Source organism: Achromobacter sp. CSND-B12, from assembly GCF_052906545.1.
Genome location: NZ_JBREGJ010000001.1, coordinates 338402 through 358428, shown reverse-complemented (window position 1 = coordinate 358428; position 20027 = coordinate 338402). Strand labels below are relative to the sequence as shown.

19 protein-coding genes and 1 riboswitch are annotated in these 20027 nt (G+C 69.5%); of the genes, 7 read left to right on the top strand and 12 right to left on the bottom strand.

Going from position 1 to position 20027, the window contains the following annotated elements:
• Positions 1-80: 80 nt before the first annotated feature.
• The 3 genes from ACUTAG_RS01590 to ACUTAG_RS01580 all read right to left on the bottom strand — a co-directional run bounded on the left by ACUTAG_RS01590 (position 81) and on the right by ACUTAG_RS01580 (position 4022).
• Positions 81-2471: a TonB-dependent siderophore receptor gene (locus ACUTAG_RS01590; protein WP_148317992.1), complete on the bottom strand. Its 2391-nt coding sequence runs from the start codon at positions 2469-2471 to the stop codon at positions 81-83.
• Between the two features lie 70 nt (positions 2472-2541).
• Complete coding sequence (locus ACUTAG_RS01585) at positions 2542-3519, bottom strand: FecR domain-containing protein (protein WP_020928252.1); 978 nt, start codon at positions 3517-3519, stop codon at positions 2542-2544.
• Positions 3516-4022, bottom strand: a complete 507-nt coding sequence (locus ACUTAG_RS01580) for a sigma-70 family RNA polymerase sigma factor (protein ID WP_020928251.1) — start codon at positions 4020-4022, stop codon at positions 3516-3518. The genes ACUTAG_RS01585 and ACUTAG_RS01580 overlap by 4 nt, the downstream gene beginning before the upstream one ends.
• Before the next feature lie 189 nt (positions 4023-4211).
• Between ACUTAG_RS01580 and ACUTAG_RS01575 the strand changes: the two genes are divergently transcribed.
• Positions 4212-5837, top strand: a complete 1626-nt coding sequence (locus tag ACUTAG_RS01575; protein WP_047991126.1) for a methyl-accepting chemotaxis protein — start codon at positions 4212-4214, stop codon at positions 5835-5837.
• A gap of 33 nt (positions 5838-5870) precedes the next feature.
• Here the strand turns inward: ACUTAG_RS01575 and ACUTAG_RS01570 are convergent, their stop codons facing one another.
• Together ACUTAG_RS01570 and ACUTAG_RS01565 are read right to left on the bottom strand one after the other, a co-directional pair.
• Positions 5871-6623: a substrate binding domain-containing protein gene (locus tag ACUTAG_RS01570; protein ID WP_148317990.1), complete on the bottom strand. Its 753-nt coding sequence runs from the start codon at positions 6621-6623 to the stop codon at positions 5871-5873.
• 30 nt (positions 6624-6653) lie between these two features.
• Positions 6654-7415, bottom strand: coding sequence for a MipA/OmpV family protein (locus ACUTAG_RS01565; RefSeq protein ID WP_020928248.1), 762 nt, complete (start codon positions 7413-7415; stop codon positions 6654-6656).
• Between the two features lie 145 nt (positions 7416-7560).
• On the opposite strand from ACUTAG_RS01565, the gene ACUTAG_RS01560 reads away from it, so the two are divergent.
• Positions 7561-8229, top strand: a complete 669-nt coding sequence (locus ACUTAG_RS01560; RefSeq protein WP_006385125.1) for a response regulator transcription factor — start codon at positions 7561-7563, stop codon at positions 8227-8229.
• Positions 8226-9584: an ATP-binding protein gene (locus ACUTAG_RS01555; protein WP_148317988.1), complete on the top strand. Its 1359-nt coding sequence runs from the start codon at positions 8226-8228 to the stop codon at positions 9582-9584. The genes ACUTAG_RS01560 and ACUTAG_RS01555 overlap by 4 nt, the downstream gene beginning before the upstream one ends.
• Before the next feature lie 55 nt (positions 9585-9639).
• Here the strand turns inward: ACUTAG_RS01555 and ACUTAG_RS01550 are convergent, their stop codons facing one another.
• Entirely contained in the window at positions 9640-10626 is a 987-nt protein-coding gene (locus ACUTAG_RS01550; RefSeq protein ID WP_148317986.1) for a Bug family tripartite tricarboxylate transporter substrate binding protein, read from the bottom strand.
• 18 nt (positions 10627-10644) lie between these two features.
• Complete coding sequence (locus tag ACUTAG_RS01545; protein WP_148317984.1) at positions 10645-11598, bottom strand: alpha/beta fold hydrolase; 954 nt, start codon at positions 11596-11598, stop codon at positions 10645-10647.
• Positions 11599-11711: 113 nt separating this feature from the next.
• Here ACUTAG_RS01545 and ACUTAG_RS01540 point away from each other — a divergent pair, with 113 nt between their 5' ends.
• Both ACUTAG_RS01540 and ACUTAG_RS01535 read left to right on the top strand, forming a co-directional pair.
• The gene (locus ACUTAG_RS01540) at positions 11712-12629 is read left to right on the top strand and encodes a LysR family transcriptional regulator (RefSeq protein WP_148317982.1); all 918 of its coding nucleotides are present in this window, start codon (positions 11712-11714) and stop codon (positions 12627-12629) included.
• Positions 12630-12759: 130 nt separating this feature from the next.
• Complete coding sequence (locus ACUTAG_RS01535; protein ID WP_054516924.1) at positions 12760-14232, top strand: M20 family metallopeptidase; 1473 nt, start codon at positions 12760-12762, stop codon at positions 14230-14232.
• A gap of 45 nt (positions 14233-14277) precedes the next feature.
• On the opposite strand, the gene ACUTAG_RS01530 is transcribed toward ACUTAG_RS01535, so the two are convergent.
• Positions 14278-14658: a hypothetical protein gene (locus ACUTAG_RS01530; RefSeq protein WP_446649954.1), complete on the bottom strand. Its 381-nt coding sequence runs from the start codon at positions 14656-14658 to the stop codon at positions 14278-14280.
• Positions 14659-14786: 128 nt separating this feature from the next.
• Positions 14787-15158 carry a fluoride efflux transporter CrcB gene (gene crcB, locus ACUTAG_RS01525; RefSeq protein ID WP_053499411.1) on the bottom strand — a complete coding sequence of 124 codons (372 nt, stop codon included), beginning with the start codon at positions 15156-15158 and terminating at the stop codon, positions 14787-14789.
• Positions 15159-15321: 163 nt separating this feature from the next.
• Positions 15322-15385: riboswitch (Fluoride riboswitch) on the bottom strand.
• Between the two features lie 104 nt (positions 15386-15489).
• On the opposite strand from crcB, the gene ACUTAG_RS01520 reads away from it, so the two are divergent.
• Positions 15490-16050, top strand: a complete 561-nt coding sequence (locus ACUTAG_RS01520) for a DUF1415 domain-containing protein (RefSeq protein ID WP_024069356.1) — start codon at positions 15490-15492, stop codon at positions 16048-16050.
• A 111-nt stretch (positions 16051-16161) separates the two neighbouring features.
• Here ACUTAG_RS01520 and ACUTAG_RS01515 read toward each other — a convergent pair whose 3' ends face one another.
• From ACUTAG_RS01515 to ACUTAG_RS01505, 3 genes are all read right to left on the bottom strand, one after another.
• Positions 16162-16866: an SDR family NAD(P)-dependent oxidoreductase gene (locus ACUTAG_RS01515; RefSeq protein WP_006386313.1), complete on the bottom strand. Its 705-nt coding sequence runs from the start codon at positions 16864-16866 to the stop codon at positions 16162-16164.
• Positions 16856-17824, bottom strand: coding sequence for a Bug family tripartite tricarboxylate transporter substrate binding protein (locus tag ACUTAG_RS01510; protein ID WP_446649953.1), 969 nt, complete (start codon positions 17822-17824; stop codon positions 16856-16858). The genes ACUTAG_RS01515 and ACUTAG_RS01510 overlap by 11 nt, the downstream gene beginning before the upstream one ends.
• A 78-nt stretch (positions 17825-17902) precedes the next feature.
• On the bottom strand, positions 17903-18841 hold the full coding sequence (locus ACUTAG_RS01505) for a dihydrodipicolinate synthase family protein (protein ID WP_148317978.1): 939 nt from the start codon (positions 18839-18841) through the stop codon (positions 17903-17905).
• 141 nt (positions 18842-18982) lie between these two features.
• Here ACUTAG_RS01505 and ACUTAG_RS01500 point away from each other — a divergent pair, with 141 nt between their 5' ends.
• Entirely contained in the window at positions 18983-19906 is a 924-nt protein-coding gene (locus tag ACUTAG_RS01500; protein ID WP_232066902.1) for a LysR family transcriptional regulator, read from the top strand.
• Positions 19907-20027: the final 121 nt, after the last annotated feature.

Here is a 20027-nt window from a genome sequence, read left to right as displayed (position 1 = left end):
GCTAGCTGCCCCCGAGGGGGCGGCCTGACGCAAAAAGCCCCACCGGAAAACCGGTGGGGCTTTTTTCATGCGCGCCGTTTTCAGAAGCGGTACTTCACCCGCCCGATCACGCTGCGCCGGCTGCCCGGGTAGCAGTCGGTCAGGTCCGAGCACGTCGCCAGGTACTCCTTGTCGAACAGGTTGGTGGCGTTGACCGACAGCGTCAGGTGCTTGTCCACCGCGTACGACACGCCGGCGTCGATCAGGGTGTGGCTGTCGATCTTCAGCGTGTTGGCGTTGTCGCCATAGGTCGAGCCGACGTAGCGCGCGCCCACGCCCAGGCTCAGGCCGGCCAGCGCGGCGTTGCGCACGGTGTAGTTGAGCCAGCCCGAGGCGCTGTGCTCGGGCACCACCGCCGGGCGCTTGCCCTGGGTGGCGTCGTTGGCGCGGCTGATGCGGGCGCGCACGTAGGTGTACGAGCCGGTGAAGTCCCAGCCGTCGCCCAGGCTGAACTTGCCTTCCAGTTCCACGCCGCGCGACTGCACCTCGCCCGAGGCCACCTGGAAGCCCGGGTTCTGCAGGTCATTGGTCAGCACGTTGCTCTTCTTGATGTCGAACACGGCCAGCGTGTACAGCGCGTTCGAGCCTGGTGGCTGGAACTTGATGCCGCCTTCCCACTGGCGGCCGCGCGACGGCGCGAAGGCGGCGCTGCCGTTGGCCGGCGCGGTCACGCCGGTGTTGGGCAGGAACGACTGCGCGTAGCTGACGTAGGGCGCGAGACCATTGGGCATGACGTAGTTCAGGCCGGCGCGGCCGCTGAAGCGCGAGCCGTCCTGGTCGGCGGTGTTGCCCAGCAGGCGGTTCTCGTTCTTCTGGCGGTACCAGTCGTAGCGGCCGCCCAGCGTCAGCACCCAGCGTTCGGCCAAGCGCACCTGGTCCTGAACGTACAAGCCGGTCTGGTGGGTGGTTTCCAGATAGTTGGCCATCGGCGTGGTGGGCGTGGGCACGGGCACGCCATACACCGGGTCGTAGGGATTCAGGCTGGGGGCGGGGCCGTAGGTGCGCGAGACGTCGGCGCTGCTGCGGTTGAAGTCCAGTCCCAGCAGCAGCGTGTGGGCCAGCGGGCCGGTGTTGAAATCCAGCTGCGCCTGGTTGTCCAGCGCCAGCGCGGTCATGCTTTCGTCGTAGCGGCGCGCGGTGCGGGTCAGGCCCGCCGGACCGATGCCCGACAGCAGGATGTTGTCCAGCAGCGCGTCGACCTGGCCGTAGCGCAGGTTCTGGCGAACCTGCAAGGTGTCGTTGAAGCGGTGCTCGAACAGGTAGCCGATGCTCTTCTGTTTCTGCGTGTAGCGGTTGAAGTCCGGATCGCCGTTGCGCAGGTCGGTCGGCTTGCCGTTGATGGTGACGGTGCCGATGGTGCCGCCGGAGCGGTCGTGCAGGTACTCGGTCTGCAGCGTGAAGCGGGTGGCGGCAGACGGCGCCCAGGTCAGCGACGGCGCCAGGAACAGGCGGTCGTCGGCGATGCGGTCGCCGTTGGGGTAGGTGAACTGGGTGTTGGCGTCGCGCGCCACTCCGATCACGCGGTACAGCAGCGTGCCGTCTTCGGTGGCCGGGCCGGTCAGGTCGACCGCGGCCTGCTTGCGCTGGAAGCTGCCGTACTCCAGTTCGGCCTCGTATTGCGGCGTGGCGGACGGCAGCTTGCTGACGCGGTTGATGACGCCGCCGGCATCGCCCTGGCCGTACAGCACCGACGACGGGCCGCGCAGCACCTCGATGCGTTCCAGTGCGTAGGGCTCGCTGCGGAACAGCGTGTAGCCCGACGTGATCTGGCGCAGGCCGTCCTTGTAGTCGCTGGTGGCCTGGGCATTGAAGCCGCGCAGCATGACCCAGTCAAAGCCCTTGGGATCGACGCCGTAGGTTTCCACCGCCACGCCGGGCACGTAGCGCAGCACCTCGGTCACGCTCTGCGCGTTCTGCGCCTCCATCTGCGCGCGCGTCACCACCGAGATCGACTGCGGCACCTCCAGGATCGGCGTGTCGGTCTTGGTGCCGGCGCGGCTGGCCTCGGCCACGTAGCTGTCGGGCGCCACGCCGCCGGCGCTGACCGTCACCGGTTCCAGCGTGGCGACGCCGCCGGCGCCGGCCGGCAGCCGGCGCAGCACGTAGCCGCCACCTTGCGCTTGGGCCGCCAGGCCGCTGCCGGCCAGGATGGCGGCGAAACCGTCGCGCAGCCCATAGGCGCCGCGCAGGCCGGCACTGCGCCGGCCTGCGGTCAGGGCGCCGTCGATGGCGATCATCACGCCGGCCTGCTGGGCGTAGGCGTTGAGCACTTGGTCGAGCGAACCGGCCGGAATGTCGTAGCGGACGGCGGCCGGGCCCGGGCGGGCCGGCGCGTCGGCGGCAAGGGCGGCGGGCGGCGCGGCCAGCGCCAGGGCTGCCAAGGCCAGCGCCAGGGTGCCGCGGGCGGCGTTCAGGGGAGTGCGGACAGACATGAAAAAGGATCCTCGTTGCGGGCGTGAATACTGCGGTTATGCAGGGTTCCCGAACGAGAACGAAAAAGTGCTACGGTTGGCCCGGATTTTTAGGTTCCACCACCACCCAGTAGCCGGTGTAGCGCGACACCCGCAACGGCAGCGCGGCCGCCAGCGATGCCAGGATGCGGTCGGTGTCGGCCAGCGGATAGACCCCCGAGACGATCAGGTCGGCCACGCGCGGGTCGCAGCGGATCACGCCGTGGCGGTAGCGCTCCACCTGGTCGAGGAAGTCGGCTAGCCGCAGGCGGTCGGCCACCAGTTGGCCCCGCAGCCAGGCGGGCGCGGCGGCGGAGGCGGCCGGCAGCAGCGCGGCCGTATCCGCGGTGAAGCCGGCGGCCTGGCCGGCCTGCAATCGCAGCGCGGCGCCTTGTCGCGGCTGGATCTCGACCGCGCCTTCGTACACGCCGACCCGCATGCGGTCGCGCTGGATCTCGACGCTGTAGCGCGTGCCCAGCGCCAGCACGCTGCCGTATTCCGTGGCGACCGAGAAGGGGCGGCCGGCGGCCAGCGCGCCGTGGCCGGTGGCCACGTACAGTTCGCCACGGCGCAGCACCAGGCGGCGCGCGCCGGCGCTGTATTGCACGTCGACGGCGCTGTCGCTGTTCAGGGTGAAGCGGGTGCCGTCTTCCAGCAGCACCTCGCGCCGTTCGCCGACGGCGGTGCGGTAATCGGCGGCATAGGCGGCCCAAGGCAGGCGGCCGGCCGCGAGGCCGGCGGCGCCGGCGCCCAACAGGCCAAAGCCCATCAGGCGCAGCGCCTTGCGGCGGCCGGCCTGGCGCCCGGACGACGCCAGCGCCCGGGCCGAGGCTTCGGGCGACACGCCCAGCAGGCGCGCGTCCAGCCGCTGCACCTGCTGCCAGGCGCGTTCGTGATCGGGATGGGCGTTGCGCCAGCGCTGCCAGGCGGCGCGCTCGTCGGCGGTGGCTTCGCCCGACCACATGACCACCAGCCACTCCAGGCCCTGGGCCAGGATCGGTTCGGGGATGCCCGCTGCGCCGGCGCTCATAGCGCCGCCAGGCAGGCCTGGGCGGCGCGCAGCATGTGCTTGCGCACCAGCGCCACAGAGACGCCCAGCTGCGCGGCGATCTCGGAATAGGTCAGGCCCTCGAAGCGGGACAGGATGAAGACCTGGCGCGCGCGGGCGGGCAGGGCGTCGAGCGCGGCGTCCACCGCCATCAACGTTTCCAGCGCCAGCGCGCGGGCCTCGGCAGACGGCATGTGCGGTTCGGGCAGTTGCGCCAGCGCTTCGAGATAGGCGGTTTCGAGGGTGCGGCGGCGGAACAGGTCGATCACCAGGCCCTTGGCGATCTGGGTCAGGAAGGCGCGCGCCTGGCCGGCCTCGGGCAGGCGGCCGGACACCATCAGGCGTTCGTAGGTGTCGTGCGACAGGTCGGCGGCGTCGTGCGCGCTGCCCAGCCGTCGCCGCAACCAGCCGGCCAGCCAGCCGTGGTGGTCGCGGTAAAGCGCGCTCAGGGAGGGGTGCGCCGTGGGCTGGTTGGCCGCCGTCACGATGGAAGTCCTTCTCTCGCGGGGTTCAAAGACTGGAAATGATAATCGTTGTTAATTCTGTTGGACAAGTCGGAAATTGCGCGTTGTCGATGTAACCCAATGAGATATTTAACTTTTCATTGCAATAAGCCGTAAACACTTCGACAGCCGCCCAAGGCTGCCCTCCGCAACCCCCGAGTGGCCCTCCCCATGTTCAAGAATCTGAGTATCCGCGCCGTCCTGACGACCGCGCTCTGTGTTTTTTTCGCCCTTTTCCTGGTCACCGGCATCGCCGTCTACCAGCAACTGACCTCCAACCGCACCTCGATCGAGGTGATGCTGGATACCAACCTGGTGCGCGCCAACGCCGTGGACGACGCCGGTTCCGAGCTGCTGCGCGCCCGCCTGGTGCTGCTGGCTGCCCAGACCACCTTGCTGGAAGGCAAGAGCATCGACAACCTGGCCAGCATGCAGCGCCTGGACGGCTACACCAAGAAGGCCGCCGACCTGATCCAGAGCGCGCGCCAGAATCCCGAGACCTCGCCCGTGGGCAAACCCCTGTTCGATGATGCGCTGGCCGCCTATGACGTCTACCAGCGCGACGCCATCGTGCCGATGATCGCCGCCATCCGCGCCGGCAAGGCCCAGGATGCCAGCCGCCTGAACCTGGAGAAGGTGACGCCGCTGGGCATCACCTTCACCCAGGCGATCCAGAAGTACGTGGACTACGCCGACGAAGTCGGCCAACGCGTGGCGCGCGAGGCCAACACCCGCATCAATGGCGCCATCGCCTTCCTGATCGGCCTGCTGGTGGTGGTGGCCGTGCTGGTGGTGGGGCTGTACGCGGTCTTTGCCCGCTCGGTGTTCCGCCCGTTGCATGACGCCGGCCGCCTGTTCGACCGCATCGCCGGCGGCGACCTGACCAACCGCATCGAGCAGCGCGGCAACAATGAAATCGGCGTGCTCTACGCCGCCGTCAAGCGCATGCAGGACAGCCTGGCGCGCACCGTGGCCGCCGTGCGCCAGGGCGTGGAAGAGATCCACACCGGCTCGCGCGAGATCGCGGCCGGCAACATCGACCTGTCCTCGCGCACCGAACAGCAGGCCGCCTCGCTGGAGGAAACCGCCGCTAGCATGGATGAACTGTCATCCACCGTGAAGAACAACGCCGACAGCTCGCGCAGCGCCTCGCAACTGGCCAGCGCGGCTTCCGACGTGGCCACCCGCGGCGGCCAGGCGGTGGGTGACGTGGTGGGCACCATGCGCGCCATCGCCGACAGCTCCAACCGCATCGCCGACATCGTCGGCGTGATTGACGGCATCGCCTTCCAGACCAACATCCTGGCGCTCAACGCCGCGGTCGAGGCGGCCCGCGCCGGCGAGCAGGGCAAGGGTTTCGCGGTGGTGGCCAGCGAAGTGCGCGCGCTGGCGCAGCGCAGCGGCCAGGCCGCCAAGGAGATCAAGGGCCTGATCGACGATTCGGTGCAGAAGGTGTCCATTGGTTCCGACCAGGTCGAAGCGGCCGGGGCGACGATGCAGGAGATCGTGGTGTCGGTGCGCCGCGTGACCGACATCATCAACGAGATCTCCAGCGCCTCGGAAGAGCAGTCGCAGGGTATCCAGCAGGTCAACCAGGCGGTCTCGCAGATGGACAGCGTGACGCAGCAGAACGCCGCGCTGGTCGAGCAGGCGGCCGCGTCGGCGGCGTCGCTGGAGACCCAGGCGCAACGCCTGCGTGACGCGGTGGCGGTGTTCAAGCTGCAGACCGGCCGCGTGATCGACGCCGAGGCCGCTGCCCTGGGCCGCGCGGGCGAACCGGCATTGCTGGGCGCCTGACGCGGCATCTTCGAGGCGCCGGCGCGGGCGCCTTCAGGCCAGCGTCCGCGCCAGCCAGTCGATCAGGGCATGGGCTCGCGCCGGCAGGCGCCGGGAACCCGTCAAGGCGTATAGGGTGACCGGCTCCAGTTCCCATCGCGGCAGCACCGGCACCAGCCCCGCGCCCCGCCAGACGGCCGCGCCCAGCGCGTGCAGCGCGGCGATGCCGACGCCGCGGGCGGCCAGTTGCAGCGCCATGGCGGGCGTGTCGACGCCATAGCGCTCGCGCGCCAGGACCACGACGCGCTCGGGGCCGCACCACAGGCGCCAGCGGGCGGGTCGTGTGTCATGGGCGCGATGCGCGCCGACGTGCAGGCCGATGCAGTCGTGCATCGCCAGGTCGGCGGGATGCTCGGGCGCGGGCCGTCGCGCCAGATAACCGGGCGCCGCGTACAGGCTGGCGCGCAAGGCGCCCAGCCGGTGCGCCATCCATGCCGGGTCCGCCGGCGGTTCCAGACCGATCGAGATATCGCAGGGCTGCGGCGCCGCGTCCGCGCCGCCGGGCGGGTCCAGTTGCATGGCCAGGTCCGGATGGCGTTCGGCGAAGGCCTCCAGCGCGGGGGCCAGCGCATGCCGCACGCTGGCGTCCGGCAAGCGCACGCGCAGCGGGGCGGCCTGGCCCGCCGGCCCGTCGCGCGGGGACCCGCGCCAGCATGCGCGGGCCGGGCCCGCGTCGGCCGGAATGCGGCGCTGTTCCAGGTCGAGGCGGCCGTGTCTGCCCTGCGCCCTGTCTTGCGTGAATTTCATCGATCCCGCTCCCGGCGCCACCGCGTTCGTTCAGAACGCGTAGACCACCCCGACGCTGCCGAACACGTTGGCGCGGCGCTCGGTCAGCGGGCTGTCGCGGGCGTCGCCCAGCAGTGTGTTCACGCCCACGGTGGTGACGGTGCTCCAGCTGGCGTCGATGCGATGCGACCAGGTGGCGAACAGGGCGGCGGATTTGAAGCCGGACGACGGCGAGTAGGTCGACAGCCCTTCGCGGCTGCGCGCGGCCTGCGAGGACGTGACGCCATACCAGGTCTGCATGTCGTCGTGGCTGGCCCACTGCGTGCTGGCGCCGAGGTTGACGCGGTTGGCGCCGTCCTGCCAGGCGGCATAGGTGGCGCGCAGTTCGAGCGTGCCGCCGTAGCCGCTGCGCGCCGCCTGGCGGTATGCCGCGCCCAATGAAAACGGACCCGGCGCCCATTCGACGAAGGCGCCATAGGTGCCGTGGAAATCGATGTCGTCCAGGCCCTTGGTGCGGTCGGCGTCGCTGGAATCGCGGCCCAGCGCCATGCCGACGAACACGCCGGCCTTCCAGTCGGGCGCCAGCGTGGTCTGCAGGCCCATCGCCGGCAGGCCGGCGCGCGGCGAGATGAAGAAATTGCCGGAATGGTAGTTGATCAGCGGCACCGGCAGGGCGCGGTATTCGCTGGAGCCCTGGTACACCGGCACGTAGCCGACGCCCAGGCCGATGAAATTGGTGCCAGATTGCTCGGCCTGCGCCGTGCCTGCGGCGCAGGCCAGGGCGGCGCCAGTTGCTAACATAGCCAGCTTCATTTGTGGGGAATTTCCTTTCTTTCGTGAACCGGTGCCCTGGCGCGAGCCAGGGGCACGACGAGCCGCCATTGTCGGAGCCGGCTTTTAAAAATTCTTTAAATCCAGGGCGCCACAATGGCGCGCCATGGACAGTCTGGGAGCGTTCTTGCAAGTTCTGCTGGTCGAAGATGACGCCATGCTCGGAGACGCCTTGCGATCCAGCATGGTGGGCGCGGGCCTGCGCGTCGATTGGGTGCGCGACGTGCCCGCCGCCCGGCTGGCGCTGGTCGAGCATGGCTACGGCGCGGTGCTGCTGGATCTGGGCCTGCCGGGCGGCAGCGGGCTGGCGGTGTTGAAACACCTGCGGGCGCGCTACGACGCCACGCCGGTGCTCATCATCACTGCCCGCGACCGCCTCAGCGAGCGGGTGCAGGGCCTGGATGCCGGCGCCGACGACTACATCGTCAAGCCGTTCCAGCTGGACGAACTGCTGGCGCGGCTGCGCGCCGTGGTGCGCCGCAGCAGCAATTCGGTGGTGTCGGTCCTGCGCTGCCGCGACGTGCAGCTGGATCCGGCGCGGCGCGTGGTGACGCGGGCCGGCGCCGAAGTGGTGCTCAGCGCCAGCGAGTACCGCACCCTGCTGGCGCTGATGGAACGCGCCGGCCAGACCGTCAGCCGCGAACAGCTGGAGGCGGCCGTCTACGGCGGCAGCGGCACCATCGAAAGCAATACCGTGGCGGTGTACGTCCACCAGCTCCGGCGCAAGCTCGGCGACGATCTGGTCGCCACCGTGCACGGCCTGGGTTATCGCATCGCGGCGGCGGACGCGGCATGAAGACGCTGCGCAAACGCCTGACCGTCACCCTGCTGCTGACCCTGCTGTTGACCTGGGCCGCGGTGTTCATGTGCCAGCAGCACGCCATGAACGAGGCGCGCACCGGCATCCGCGACCAGTCCCTGGTCGACTCGGCCAACCAGACCATCCTGTCGCTGCGCCGCAGTCTGCTGGAGGAGCGGCCCGACGAACGTTTCAAGCTGCCGCCGTCCAGCCATTTCCGCGGCGAGCGGACCACGGTGCAGATCTGGTCCAAGGGCGACCGGCGCCTGGCCCTGCGTTCGCCCGAAGCGCCGGACCAGCCGCTGAATCCGGACTTCGAAGACGGCTTTCGCGACAGCGTGATCGGCGACGACACCTGGCGCGTGTACTCGCTTAGCGACGCTTCCGGCCAGGTACAGGTGCAGCTGGCGCGCGCCGACAGCGACCGGCGCGCCGAAGCCGTGGCCGCCTTCAAGCGCGGCCTGGTCATCGTGTCGGCGTTGTTCCTGCTGCTGGCGGCATCAACCTGGATCGTGGTGCGGCTGGCGTTCCGTCCGGTCGATCGCGCCGGTGACGCGATCCAGCGGCGCACGCCATTCGACCTCGCGCCGTTGCCGCTGGACCGCCTGCCCGGGGAATTGCATCCCTTCGTGCGCTCCATCAATGCCCTGCTGGTCCGGCTTCAGGCCGCCATGGACCACGAGCGCCGCTTTCTGGCCGATGCCGCGCATGAACTGCGCACGCCGCTTGCCGCGCTCAGCGCGCAGACCGAACTGCTGTCGCAGCGCATCGCCGACACGCCCGCCGCCGACGCCGCCGCCCAGTTGCGCGCGGTGGCGCAGCGCACGGCGCGCCTGGCCGAACAATTGCTGGACCAGGCGCGCATGGACGCGGTCAGTGAAACCGGCGCCGATCTCGACACCGTGTCGCTGGACGCCCTGGTGGTCCTGCTGGTGCGCGACGGGGAGGCGGCCGCGGCGCGCAAGCGCCAACGCATCCAGCTGGACGTCCAGGCCTGCGAGGTGCGCGGCGGCATGGATACGCTGGGCGTGCTGGTGCGCAACCTGCTCGACAACGCGTTGCGCTACACCCCCGAGGGCGGCCAGATCGCCGTGGCCTGCGGGCCGCACGAGCGGGGCGGGGCCTGGCTGCGGGTGGCCGACGATGGTCCCGGCATCGCGCCGGCCGAACGCGCGCGGGTGTTCGACCGCTTTTATCGCGCTCCGGGCGCCAACAGCGGCGGCAGCGGCATCGGCCTGTCGCTGGTGGCGCAGATCGCGGCGCGGCACGGCGCCGTGGTGGCCTTCGTGCCGGGCCTGAATGGCCGGGGCGTGGGCCTGATGGTCACTTTTCCCGCCACCGCGGCGGCATGAAAAAATGCCGGCCTGAATGGCCGGCCCGCGAACCGGGCGCCGTGGCGCGCGTGGTTTACTGATCCAGCTGGATCCTGGCGTCGGCCGCCACGTTCTTCCACTTCTTCACGTCGCTGGCGATCACGTTCTTGAACGCTTCGGACGGGCCGGCCACCACCGTGCCGCCCAGGCTGGCCAGCTTGGCCTTGACCTCGGGATTGTTCAGCGCCTTGACCGAGGCGTCGTGCAGCTTCTGCGTCACGTCGGCCGGCAGGCCCTTGGGCGCCAGCAGGCCGTTCCAGGCGTTGGCCTCGTAGCGCGGCAGGCCGGCTTCCTTGAAGGTCGGCGTGTCGGGCAGTTCCGGCGAACGGGTGTCGGCGGCAATGGCGATGGGACGGATCTGGCCGCCCTTGATGTACGGCAGCGAGGCCGGCACCGGCTCCCAGATCATCGACACCTGGCCGCTGATGACGTCGGTGAAGGCCGGGCCGGCGCCACGGTAGGCGATGTGCATGAGCTTGGCGCCCGTCATCGACTTCATCAGTTCCATCGCCAGGTTGCCCAGGCCGCCCGCGCCCGACGAGGCGTAGGTGTACTTGTCCGGGTTGGCCTTGGCGGCGGCGATCAGGCCGTTCAGGTCGGCGGCGGGAAAGTCCTTGGTCACGCTCAGCACGCCCGGCACGGTCACCAGCTGGGTGATGGCGGTGAAGTCCTGCGCCGCGTCGTAGGTCAGGTTCTTGTAGACCGCCGGATTGGTGCCGTGGGTGCTGGACGAGGCCAGCAGCAGTACGTAGCCGTCGGGCGCGGCGTCGGCCACGAAGCGCGTGCCGATCGAGCCGCCCGCGCCGGCCTTGTTCTCGACCACCACGGTGGCGCCCAGTTCGGTGCCCAGCTGCGCCGCAAATACGCGGCCGATGATGTCGGCGGTGCCGCCGGGGGCGAACGGCACGATCAGGCGCACGGGCTTGTTGGGGTAGTCGGCCTGCTGCGCCGAGGCCGGGCCGGCGATCAGCGAGGCGCCGCTCAGCAACGCCACGGCGATTGCGGTTTTGGTCAGTTTCATGGTGTCTCCAGGCGAAGGTTAGTCGAGGCCGTTGAGCCAGTCGACGATGAGTTCGGCGATGCGGTCGCTGTTGCGGTCCAGCATGCAGAAATGGGAATTGCCGGCGATGCCGGCGGCGGGCAGGTCGAGCACGTCGGCGCGCCTGCCGGCCCGCCGCAGGGCGTTCCAGTAAGCGTCGGTCTGGGCGCGGTAGCGTTGCCAGGTGTCGTGCTGGGCGAAGTGGTCGCCCCACACCAGTAATTGGGGGGGCAGGGGGCCGTCGACGCGTTCGGGCGTGCCCGTCGGTTCCACCGCCACTACCGCGCGGATCAGGCCGGGGCATTCGCGCGCCAGTTGCGTGGCGTAGCCGCCGCCCTGGCTGTGGCCGATGACGATGCAGGGGCCGGCCAGGTCGAGCAGTTCGCGATAGGCGTCCAGCGCCATGGCATCGTGCGCCAGCCAGCGCGGCACGAACTGCTTGGCGAAGGTGTCGAAGGCGTCGGCCGGGAACTGCTGCCCCGGATGGGCGCGACGCGGCTGGCCGCGGGGCGCGTAGCCGTTGGCCGGGCCGATGCGGAACAGGTGCCAGGCTTCTTCCTTGGAACGGAAGATCGGCGCCGCGTCGTAGATCTGCGGGTACATCGCCCAGGAAGCGCGGCCGCGCTCGGGCGCGTCGGCTACGAATACGTCATAGCCGGATTGCAGCAGCCGCCAGAGCCAGCCCTGGCGGCCGTCGGGAGTGCTTTCCCATTGCGCGCCGCTCATGCCGCCGCCGTGCCACAGCAGCACCGGATGCGGATGGCGCGGCTCGGCCAGGCGGTATTCCTGCACGTAGAGCTGGCCGGCGCAGTAGCTGCCGTTCATGTCGATGGCGCGCGCGGCGCCGTTGCCCACCACCTGCCTGCGCAGCACCGGCAGCCCGCTGGCCACGGCCTCGCGGCCGCCCAGGAAGTGGCTGCGCAGGGATTTCAGCAAAACGGGGGCGTCGGGCATCGGCATCTCCAGGGGACGCCGTAATACTAGTTGTAACAAACGCTGGGTTTGTGCAGAATGTGCAGCGCTTGTGCCGATACGGCACAACCCCACGAAAGGACAACGGAGACGAAATGGACATCAAGTGGCTGGAGGACTTCGTGGCGTTGTCGAAGTCGCGCAACCTGTTCCAGGCGGCCGAGGCGCGCAACGTCACGCATCCGGCCTTCGGGCGCCGCATCAAGGCGCTGGAGGACTGGGCCGGCGTGCCGCTGGTCGAGCGCGGCCACCAGGTGTCGACGCTGAACGCGGCCGGGCGCAGCATGCTGGCCGCTGCCATCGACGTGCTGGACATCCTGCGCGAGACGCGCCAGGGCCTGCAGAAGCCCGAGCTGGAACGCAGCCGCCGCATCGCCATCGCCTCGGGCAAGACGCTGGCGCATTCGGTGCTGCCGGGGCTGATGGCCAAGGTGCAGCAGGGCATGCAGCCGTTCCAGTTGAAGGTGGTGACCACCACGCTCAACTACGGCATCGACATGCTGGCCGACGGCGAGGTCGACTTCCTGCTGTGCCACGCGCACGAGCCGCTGTACGCGCAGATCGACAATCCCGACTACCGCTGCCGCCGGGTTGGCGCCGACAAGCTGGTGGCCGTCAGCGCGCCGCTGGCGCCGGGCAGCCGCCATCCGCGCCACGCCGTGCCCAAGCTGGCCTCGGATCCGGCGGTGCCGTTCCTGGCGTACGCCGACAGCATGTCGCTGGGCCGCATCCTGCGCGACCGCCTGCGCGGCCTGTGCGTGCCGGCGCGGTTGCAGACCATGTACGAGTCGGACCTGGCGGACGCGCTGCATGCCATGGCGCGGCAGGGCTTCGGACTGGCGTGGCTGCCCCACACGCTGGTCGAGTCCGACCTGCGCGCCGGCGTCTTGGCGCGGGCCGACAGCGCGCGCAACGACATCCACATGGAGATCCGGCTGTACCAGTCGGTGGCCAACGCCAAGTCGCTGGCGCGGCAGGTGTGGAGCCGGATCGAGGCGTACGCGGCGCGCTAGGGTGGAGGGCGGCGCCAGCCGGCACCGTTTTTCCGGCGCCGCGCGACAAACAGGGACAAAAGATGCCGGCGGCGCCCGGCAGGCATAAAATGGCGGATTATTCCGCTTCCCGACCACAGGATCCCGCGCCATGAACGCACGCATCCCCGACGACGCACTACCTCCTACCCTCGATCCGAAGGCTCTGCAGGCTTTTGTGGACGACAAGTGGGACAACGAGATCATCCCCGCGCTGACCGACTACATCGCCATTCCGGCCAAGAGCCCGGCGTTCGACGCCGACTGGGAAAAGAACGCGTTCATCGAGCGCGTGGTGCGCGACGCGGCGCAGTGGGTCGAAGCCCAGAAGGTCTCGGGCCTGAAACTGGAAGTGGTGCGCCTGCCGGGCCGCACGCCGGTGATCTTCTTCGACGCGCCCGCCACCCGCAGCGATAACGGCGACACCGTGCTGCTGTACGGCCACCTGGACAAGCAGCCGGAATTCTCCGGCTGGCGCGCCGGCCTGGGCCCCTGGACCCCCAAGTACGAAGACGGCAAGCTCTACGGCCGCGGCGGCGCCGACGACGGCTACGCCGTGTACGCCTCGCTCACCGCCATCATGGCGCTGGACAAGCAGGGCATCCCGCGCCCGCGCTGCGTCGGCATCGTCGAGACCTGTGAGGAATCCGGCAGCTACGACCTGCTGCCCTACGTCGACGCGCTGCGCGACCGCCTGGGCAACGTGGCGCTGGTGGTGTGCCTGGATTCGGGCGCCGGCAACTACGACCAGCTGTGGATGACCACGTCGCTGCGCGGCATGGTCTCGGGCACGCTGGAAGTGCAGGTGCTGGACGAAGGCGTGCACTCGGGCGATTCCAGCGGCGTGGTGCCGTCGTCGTTCCGCATCCTGCGCCACCTGCTGGACCGCCTGGAAGACAGCGCCACCGGCCGCCTGCTGCCGCAAAGCCTGCATTGCGAGATTCCCGCCGACCGCATCGAACAGGTGCACGCCACCGCCCGCATCCTGGGCGACGAAGTCTGGCGCCGTTTCCCCTGGAGCTGCGGCGCCGACGGCGGCTTCGTGCTGCCCATGACCACCGAGCCGGAACAGGCGCTGTTGAACCGCACCTGGCGTCCGACCCTGTCGGTGACCGGCGCCGAAGGCCTGCCGCCGCTGTCCAGCGCCGGCAACGTGCTGCGTCCGCGCACCGCCTTCAAGCTGTCGCTGCGCCTGCCGCCGCTGGTCGACGCCGTTGCCGCGTCCGAAGAGATCAAGGCCCTGCTTGAAGCCGACGCGCCCTACAACGCCAAGGTCATCTTCAAGGCCAACGAAGGCGCGGCCACCGGCTGGAACGCGCCGGCCTCCGTGCCGTGGCTGACCCAGGCCCTGGACGCCGCCTCGCAGCAATACTATGGCGCGCCCTGCGGCTATATCGGCCAGGGCGGCACCATTCCGCTGATGAGCATGCTGCAGAAGGGCTTCCCCAAGGCGCAGTTCATGGTCTGCGGTGTGTTGGGCCCCAAGTCCAACGCCCACGGCCCGAATGAATTCCTGCACGTGCCCTACGGCAAGAAGCTGACCGCCGCGGTCGCGCAGACCATGGCGGCGATGCCGGCGGCCTGATCGGCGTTGGCGGAGGAAAGAGAGCCCGGCCTGGCCGGGCTTTTTTCATGGCGTCGCGGCGGTGGGGCGCGCCGAGGGGCGGAAGACCACGTGGAGCGAAGCGTTGGAGGTCACGCGCAGGATCACGTCCGCGCGGGGGCGGCGTGAAAGGCAGCGGGCAAGCGACTGCAGCAGCAGCCACAGCCAGACAAGCAGGAAAGCGGCTTCCACAAACACGTGGGTGATCAGCCTGCCGGGAGATTCATTGAGGGGGGCGAGCCGCACGACGCTGTGCAAGCCGTGTTCGGCCAGCAACGCCTGCATGCGCGCCGTCAGGCTATTCATGGCATCGATGTTCTCGATGTAGAAGTCTTCGCGTCGCCGTAACAGCGCCGCCAGCGCTTCGTCGGACAGGTGGTCGGCGAAATAGGTGAGCGCGATGGTCATCCGTTGCTCTCGTGGTAGTCGTGGCGCCACTTTAGCGCGGCCCCGGCGTGCAGCGCCACAGGCGCCGGCGATGTCGGACGGAGGGTGGATGGCGAGCGCGACCATCAAGGGCGCCCCGGCCACCGCTATCACAGCGTCCGCACCAGCGCCATCGCCCCGAACAGCGCCGCCAGCCCCAGCCCGAGCGACAGGCCGGCGTACAGCAGCGCCAGGCCGGTGCGGCCCTGTTCCACATGCAGCGCCGTTTCCAGCGCGAAGGTCGAGAAGGTGGTGAAGCCGCCGACGATGCCGGTGGTCAGGAACAGCCGGGTCGGTTGCGACACCGAGAACTTCAGCGCCAGCAGTTCGGTGATCAGCCCCATGACGAAGCAGCCGATGACGTTGGTGGCCAGGGTGGCGTAGGGGAAGGCGATCCAGCCCAGGCGCAACGCGGCCAGGCTCATGCCGTAGCGGGCGGCCGAGCCGAGGCCGCCACCGATGAAAACCAGCAATAGATTCAAGATTTCTCTCCAGGTGAAACGATGGAGAGCAACAGCCTGGGGCTTGTCCACGGGCCGCGCCGGTTGAAGGCGCGGGCGGCCGGCGACGAGGTCGCGGCCCGAAAAACAAGAAACCCGCCGCGGCGGGTTTTGTCTGGACGGCACCCGCTGCGGGCATGTTGCCCGGTCAGCAGGAGCCATCAGCCGAGGGATCGGCGGTTTTGGGAAGCTCCATTCCCATTGCGATCGATTGTATCCCAGGCGTGGCGGCAGGGCGTTGGCCCACGGTGAACCCGGTCGCGGCGCCTTCCACCTGGTCGCCTATACTCGCGTTTTGCCAGGACTGCCCGCCATGATTTCCACTTCCGACGCCTACGCCAACGTGGTTGCCGAAACCCGCCATTGGCTCACCCAGGCCGTGATCGGCCTGAATCTCTGTCCGTTCGCCAAAGCGGTCCAGGTCAAGGACCAGATCCGCTTTGCCGTCAGCGATGCCACCGACGCCGAAGGCGTCCTGACCGACCTGCAGGACGAACTGGCCCTGCTGGCCGAGGCCGATCCGGAGAAGATCGACACCACGCTGCTGATCATTCCCGACGCGCTCGACGATTTCCTGGAGTTCAACGACTTCGAAGACCTGTCGGACCGCCTGCTCAAGCGCATGCGCCTGGTGGGGGAGTTGCAGGTGGCCACGTTCCACCCGCAGTTCCAGTTCGCCGACACCCAGCCGGACGATATCGAGAACTACACCAACCGGTCGCCGTATCCCATCCTGCACCTGCTGCGCGAGGACAGCATCGACCGCGCGGTCGAGTCCTTCCCGGATGCCGCCGAGATCTACGAGAAGAACATCGACACAATGCAGCGGCTTGGCCTGGAAGGCTGGAAGCGGTTGATGAGCAAGCCCGCCTGAAGCCGGGCGCGGCCGGCGGCGAAGGCCGTCGGCGCGGTTGTCGCATCTGTCGGGACGCCGCCGCACAAGGGCGCGACCGCGCGGGGCACGGTCGGCCGTGCGAACCTGGGTTCAGCGGGGCAACGAAGCCCCGCCGCAGATGGCGATGTCCTGACCGGTGATGGCGGCCGCCTCGGCGGACAGCAGGAACGCCACCAGGGCCGCGATCTCGCCGGGCTGTATCAGCCTGCCGATCGGGGGCATGCGGGCCGGACTGACGGCCCGGGCGGGGTCTTCCAGCATGCCCGTCTGCGTGGCGGCCGGGGACACCACGTTCACCGTGACGCCCTGGCCGGCCAGTTCCGCGCCCCAACTGCGCGCCAGCGCCACCAGCGCCGCCTTGGACGCGGCATATTGGCCGCGGCCGGGCATGCCCTGGGCCACGCGGCTGCCGACCAGCACCACGCGGCCGCCGCCTTGCGCGACCATCGCCGGCGCCAGATCGCGGGTCAACCGGACCGCGGCATCGACGTGCAGTTTCCACATCAGTTCGCCATCGGCGGATTCCGATTGCGCCAGCGGCGCCACCCGCAACAGCCCGGCCGCATGCACCAGGGCCGTGGCATTGTCCAGACCCTGCAAGGCCCGATGGGTGGCGGCGTCGTCACACAGGTCGACCGTGACATGCCGGTAGGCGGGATGCCGCGTCACGGCCGGCCCGAGGTCCAGTCCGGTCACGCGCCAGCGGCCATCCAGCAGCCGCTGCACGATCGCCTGGCCGATGCCGCCGGTGGCGCCAGTGACGACCGCGTGGCCTGGGGTGGGATCAGTCGACATGGATGTGGCCTTCTTCGATGATTTTGCGCGAGCGCGCCATATCGTCCTTCTGGAAACGCGTGAACCCGGCCGTGGTGATAGGCGTGATCGTCACGCCCAGCTGTTCGTACTTGGCCTCCATGCCCGAGGACAGGGCCTTGTTGACCTCGGCGTTGAGCTTCTCGACGATCGGCGCGGGGGTGCCGGCCGGCGCCCACAGGCCGTACCAGCTGTAGTACTGGTAGCCGGGCAGCACTTCGCCCACCGTGGGCACGTCGGGCAGGTTGGGCAGGCGCGTTTCCGAGGTGACGGCGAGGATCTTCAGCATGCCGCCCTTGTAGTACGACAGGGCGCCCAGCACCGGGTCGATGAATCCGTCGATGCGCCCGCCCACCAGATCCTGCAGCGCGGGCGAGGTGCCGCGGTACGGGATGACCATGTAGTCCAGGCCGCCCTGGCGCTTGAGCAGTTCGGTGGCCAGGTGACCGGCCGATCCGATCGAGCCGACGGCGAAGGTCAGTTTGCCCGGATTCTGCTTGGCATAGGCCAGCAGGCCGGCCAGGTCGGACACCGGCAGGTCCTTCTTGACCGAGACCGACAGTGGCGCCTTGCCGGCCATGGCGACGGGCACGAAATTCTTGTCGACGTCGAAGGGCACGGACTTCATCGTCATCGGCGCCGTGGTGAAGGTCGAGGCGTTAAAGAGCAGGGTGTAGCCGTCGGCCGGCGACCGGGCCACGACGTCGGCGCCGATGATGCCGTTGCCGCCCGAACGGTTTTCCACCACGAAGCTCTGGCCGGTCTGCTCGCTTAGTTTCTGCGCCACGTCGCGGCCCAGCATGTCGAGCGTGCCGCCCGGCGGGAAGGGGATCACGAACCGCACCTGGCGCGCGGGGTAGGCGGCCTCGGCGTGCGCCGCGGCGGCGCCAAGCGCCGTGCACAGGGCCAGCGCGGCGCGCAACAGAATGGTTTTTCGCATGATGTGTCTCCTCTGGTTTTGGTGTCGTCGCGGCGTGGCCCGGGCTGTCCCGCCCCTGGGCCGCCGCGCGATGCGGCGTCAGCGCGCCAGCAGTTCCGCCTTGGCCAGCGCGGCGCGCAGCGCGTCCATCTCGGCCGCGCCGGGGGCTTCGGTGGGCGGACGCACCGCGGCGCTCTCCAGCACGCCGGCCAGGTACATGCCGGCCTTCATGCGGGCATGCGCTTCGCCAGTGGGTTCGCCGGCGCCGTACACCGCGTCCTTGAGCGGGGTGATCAGCGCCTGCACCGCCTGGGCGCGCTTCAGATCGCCGGCCTTCACCGCCTCCCACAGGTCGATGATGAGCTGCGGGATGAAGGTGGCGAAGCCGACCAGCGCGCCGTCCACGTCCTGCACCATCGAGGCCAGCAGGTATTCGTCGTGGCAGGTGAGAATGGCCTTGGAGGCATCGGCGTCGCGCAGCGCCTGAATGTCGCGGGCATACTTGTTCATGTCGCGCTGGCCGACCTTGAAGGCCTGCACGTAGGGCAGCCGCGCCAGGTCGGCCAGCAGGCTCGACGAATAGGACGCGCGCGTCCACGCCGGATAGACGTGGCAGACCAGGTCGAGATCGGGCGCGGCCTCGTGGATGGCCTGGAAGTACTCCAGCGCGTGGCCGGGCGTGAAGCCGAAACGCAACCAGTGGTGGGGCGGCATCACATCCAGCGCGGCGGCGCCGGCGGCGCGCGCGGCGCGGGCGTGTTCGGCAGCCTCGGCGATGCCTTCGCACACGATCGAGGAAATCACGGGCAGCCTGCCGCGCAGCTCGTCGGCCACGATGCGGGTGACCTGCGTGCGTTCAGCGGGCGTCAGCGAAAACACCTCGCCGGTGTGGCCGTTGGTCATGATGGCGACCACGCCATCGTGGCCCGCCAGCCAGCCGGCCAGGCGGCGCAGCGCGGGCTCGTCGATGCGGCGGTCGGCGGTGAACGGGCAGGCGATCGCGGGGATGATGCCACGGTAATTCGGGATGGAAGGCATGGGTGTTTTCCAGGTCCTGTGGGTGGGGGAATGGCCGCTATGATTGCGGCATCCCCTTTGGGCCGTCCAATACTCGAATTGCATAGAATTATCTATGCTGCGCTGCAAACAATCATGGGACCTGGAAACCGACCTCTGGACATGAATTGGCTGGAGGATTTCCTCGCGCTGGCCGACACCGGAAGTTTCTCGCGCGCGGCGGAAGCGCGCGCCATCGCGCAGCCGGCGTTCAGCCGCCACATCCGCGCGCTGGAGGAATGGGTGGGCGCCGACCTGTGCGACCGCAGCTCGCATCCCACCGAACTGACCGCCGCCGGCCGCCGCTTCCTGCCGCTGCTCAAGCAGGTGCTGGCCGACCTGGAGGCGGCGCGCATCAAGGCGGTCGCGGCCCATGCGCAGGATGCCGCCAGCCTGCGCTTCGCGGCGACCCATCTGCTGTCGCTGACCTTCTTTCCGAAATGGCTGGCCGGCCTGGAAGCGGACATGGAAGTCGGCGCGATCCAGATGATGTCCGACAGCTTCCAGGCCTGCGAAGACCTGATGGCGCAGCGCCGCGTGCAGTTCCTGCTGTGCCACCGGCATCCGCGCGTGGCCAGCCGCCTCGATGAAACCGCCTATCCCATGGTGCGGCTGGGCACCGATACGCTGGTGCCGGTCAGCGCGCCGGGCGGATCGGCCGCGCCGGCGCATCGCCTGGCGGGCGAGGGCGCCGTGGACTTCCTGGCCTATGGGCCGGCCTCGGGCCTGGGGCGCATCGTGGCCAGCCAATTGCGCAAGAAGGACCTCGGCGAGGAACGCATACGCGCCACCTTCGTCGGGCCGCACGCCACGTTGCTGCGGACCATGGCGGTGCAGGGCCGTGGCGTTGCCTGGCTGCCGGACATGCTGGTGCGCGAGGACCTGGCGCAGGGCAGGCTGGTGCGCGCCGGCGGCCAGGAATGGGACATTCCGCTGGAGATCTGCCTGTTCCGCCAGCCGACCGATATGGCCGCGGTGGCCGAGCAACTGTGGCGGCTGGCCGCGGCGCGCGCGGCGGGGCAGGCCGCCGACCCGGGATATCCCTAGATAGCCCCCGCGCCATATTGCATACAAGATACCGTCATTGAGACCCCCCGCCGTTCGGCGGGCGGCCTGTGCTTCCTTCCCCCTTGTTCATCGCATGGCTCGCGCGGCCGCCTGTCGCGCG

Excerpts from the sequence above, each read along its gene's own strand:
- ACUTAG_RS01535 (WP_054516924.1), top strand. The coding sequence starts at position 12,760 with ATGAACGCACGCATCCCCGACGACGCACTACCTCCTACCCTCGATCCG.
- ACUTAG_RS01515 (WP_006386313.1), bottom strand. The coding sequence starts at position 16,866 with ATGTCGACTGATCCCACCCCAGGCCACGCGGTCGTCACTGGCGCCACC.
- ACUTAG_RS01570 (WP_148317990.1), bottom strand. The coding sequence starts at position 6,623 with ATGAAATTCACGCAAGACAGGGCGCAGGGCAGACACGGCCGCCTCGAC.
- ACUTAG_RS01590 (WP_148317992.1), bottom strand. The coding sequence starts at position 2,471 with ATGTCTGTCCGCACTCCCCTGAACGCCGCCCGCGGCACCCTGGCGCTG.
- ACUTAG_RS01555 (WP_148317988.1), top strand. The coding sequence starts at position 8,226 with ATGAAGACGCTGCGCAAACGCCTGACCGTCACCCTGCTGCTGACCCTG.
- ACUTAG_RS01505 (WP_148317978.1), bottom strand. The coding sequence starts at position 18,841 with ATGCCTTCCATCCCGAATTACCGTGGCATCATCCCCGCGATCGCCTGC.
- ACUTAG_RS01585 (WP_020928252.1), bottom strand. The coding sequence starts at position 3,519 with ATGAGCGCCGGCGCAGCGGGCATCCCCGAACCGATCCTGGCCCAGGGC.
- ACUTAG_RS01510 (WP_446649953.1), bottom strand. The coding sequence starts at position 17,824 with ATGCGAAAAACCATTCTGTTGCGCGCCGCGCTGGCCCTGTGCACGGCG.
- ACUTAG_RS01540 (WP_148317982.1), top strand. The coding sequence starts at position 11,712 with ATGGACATCAAGTGGCTGGAGGACTTCGTGGCGTTGTCGAAGTCGCGC.
- ACUTAG_RS01550 (WP_148317986.1), bottom strand. The coding sequence starts at position 10,626 with ATGAAACTGACCAAAACCGCAATCGCCGTGGCGTTGCTGAGCGGCGCC.
- ACUTAG_RS01545 (WP_148317984.1), bottom strand. The coding sequence starts at position 11,598 with ATGCCCGACGCCCCCGTTTTGCTGAAATCCCTGCGCAGCCACTTCCTG.
- ACUTAG_RS01530 (WP_446649954.1), bottom strand. The coding sequence starts at position 14,658 with ATGACCATCGCGCTCACCTATTTCGCCGACCACCTGTCCGACGAAGCG.
- ACUTAG_RS01565 (WP_020928248.1), bottom strand. The coding sequence starts at position 7,415 with ATGAAGCTGGCTATGTTAGCAACTGGCGCCGCCCTGGCCTGCGCCGCA.
- ACUTAG_RS01500 (WP_232066902.1), top strand. The coding sequence starts at position 18,983 with ATGAATTGGCTGGAGGATTTCCTCGCGCTGGCCGACACCGGAAGTTTC.
- ACUTAG_RS01575 (WP_047991126.1), top strand. The coding sequence starts at position 4,212 with ATGTTCAAGAATCTGAGTATCCGCGCCGTCCTGACGACCGCGCTCTGT.
- ACUTAG_RS01520 (WP_024069356.1), top strand. The coding sequence starts at position 15,490 with ATGATTTCCACTTCCGACGCCTACGCCAACGTGGTTGCCGAAACCCGC.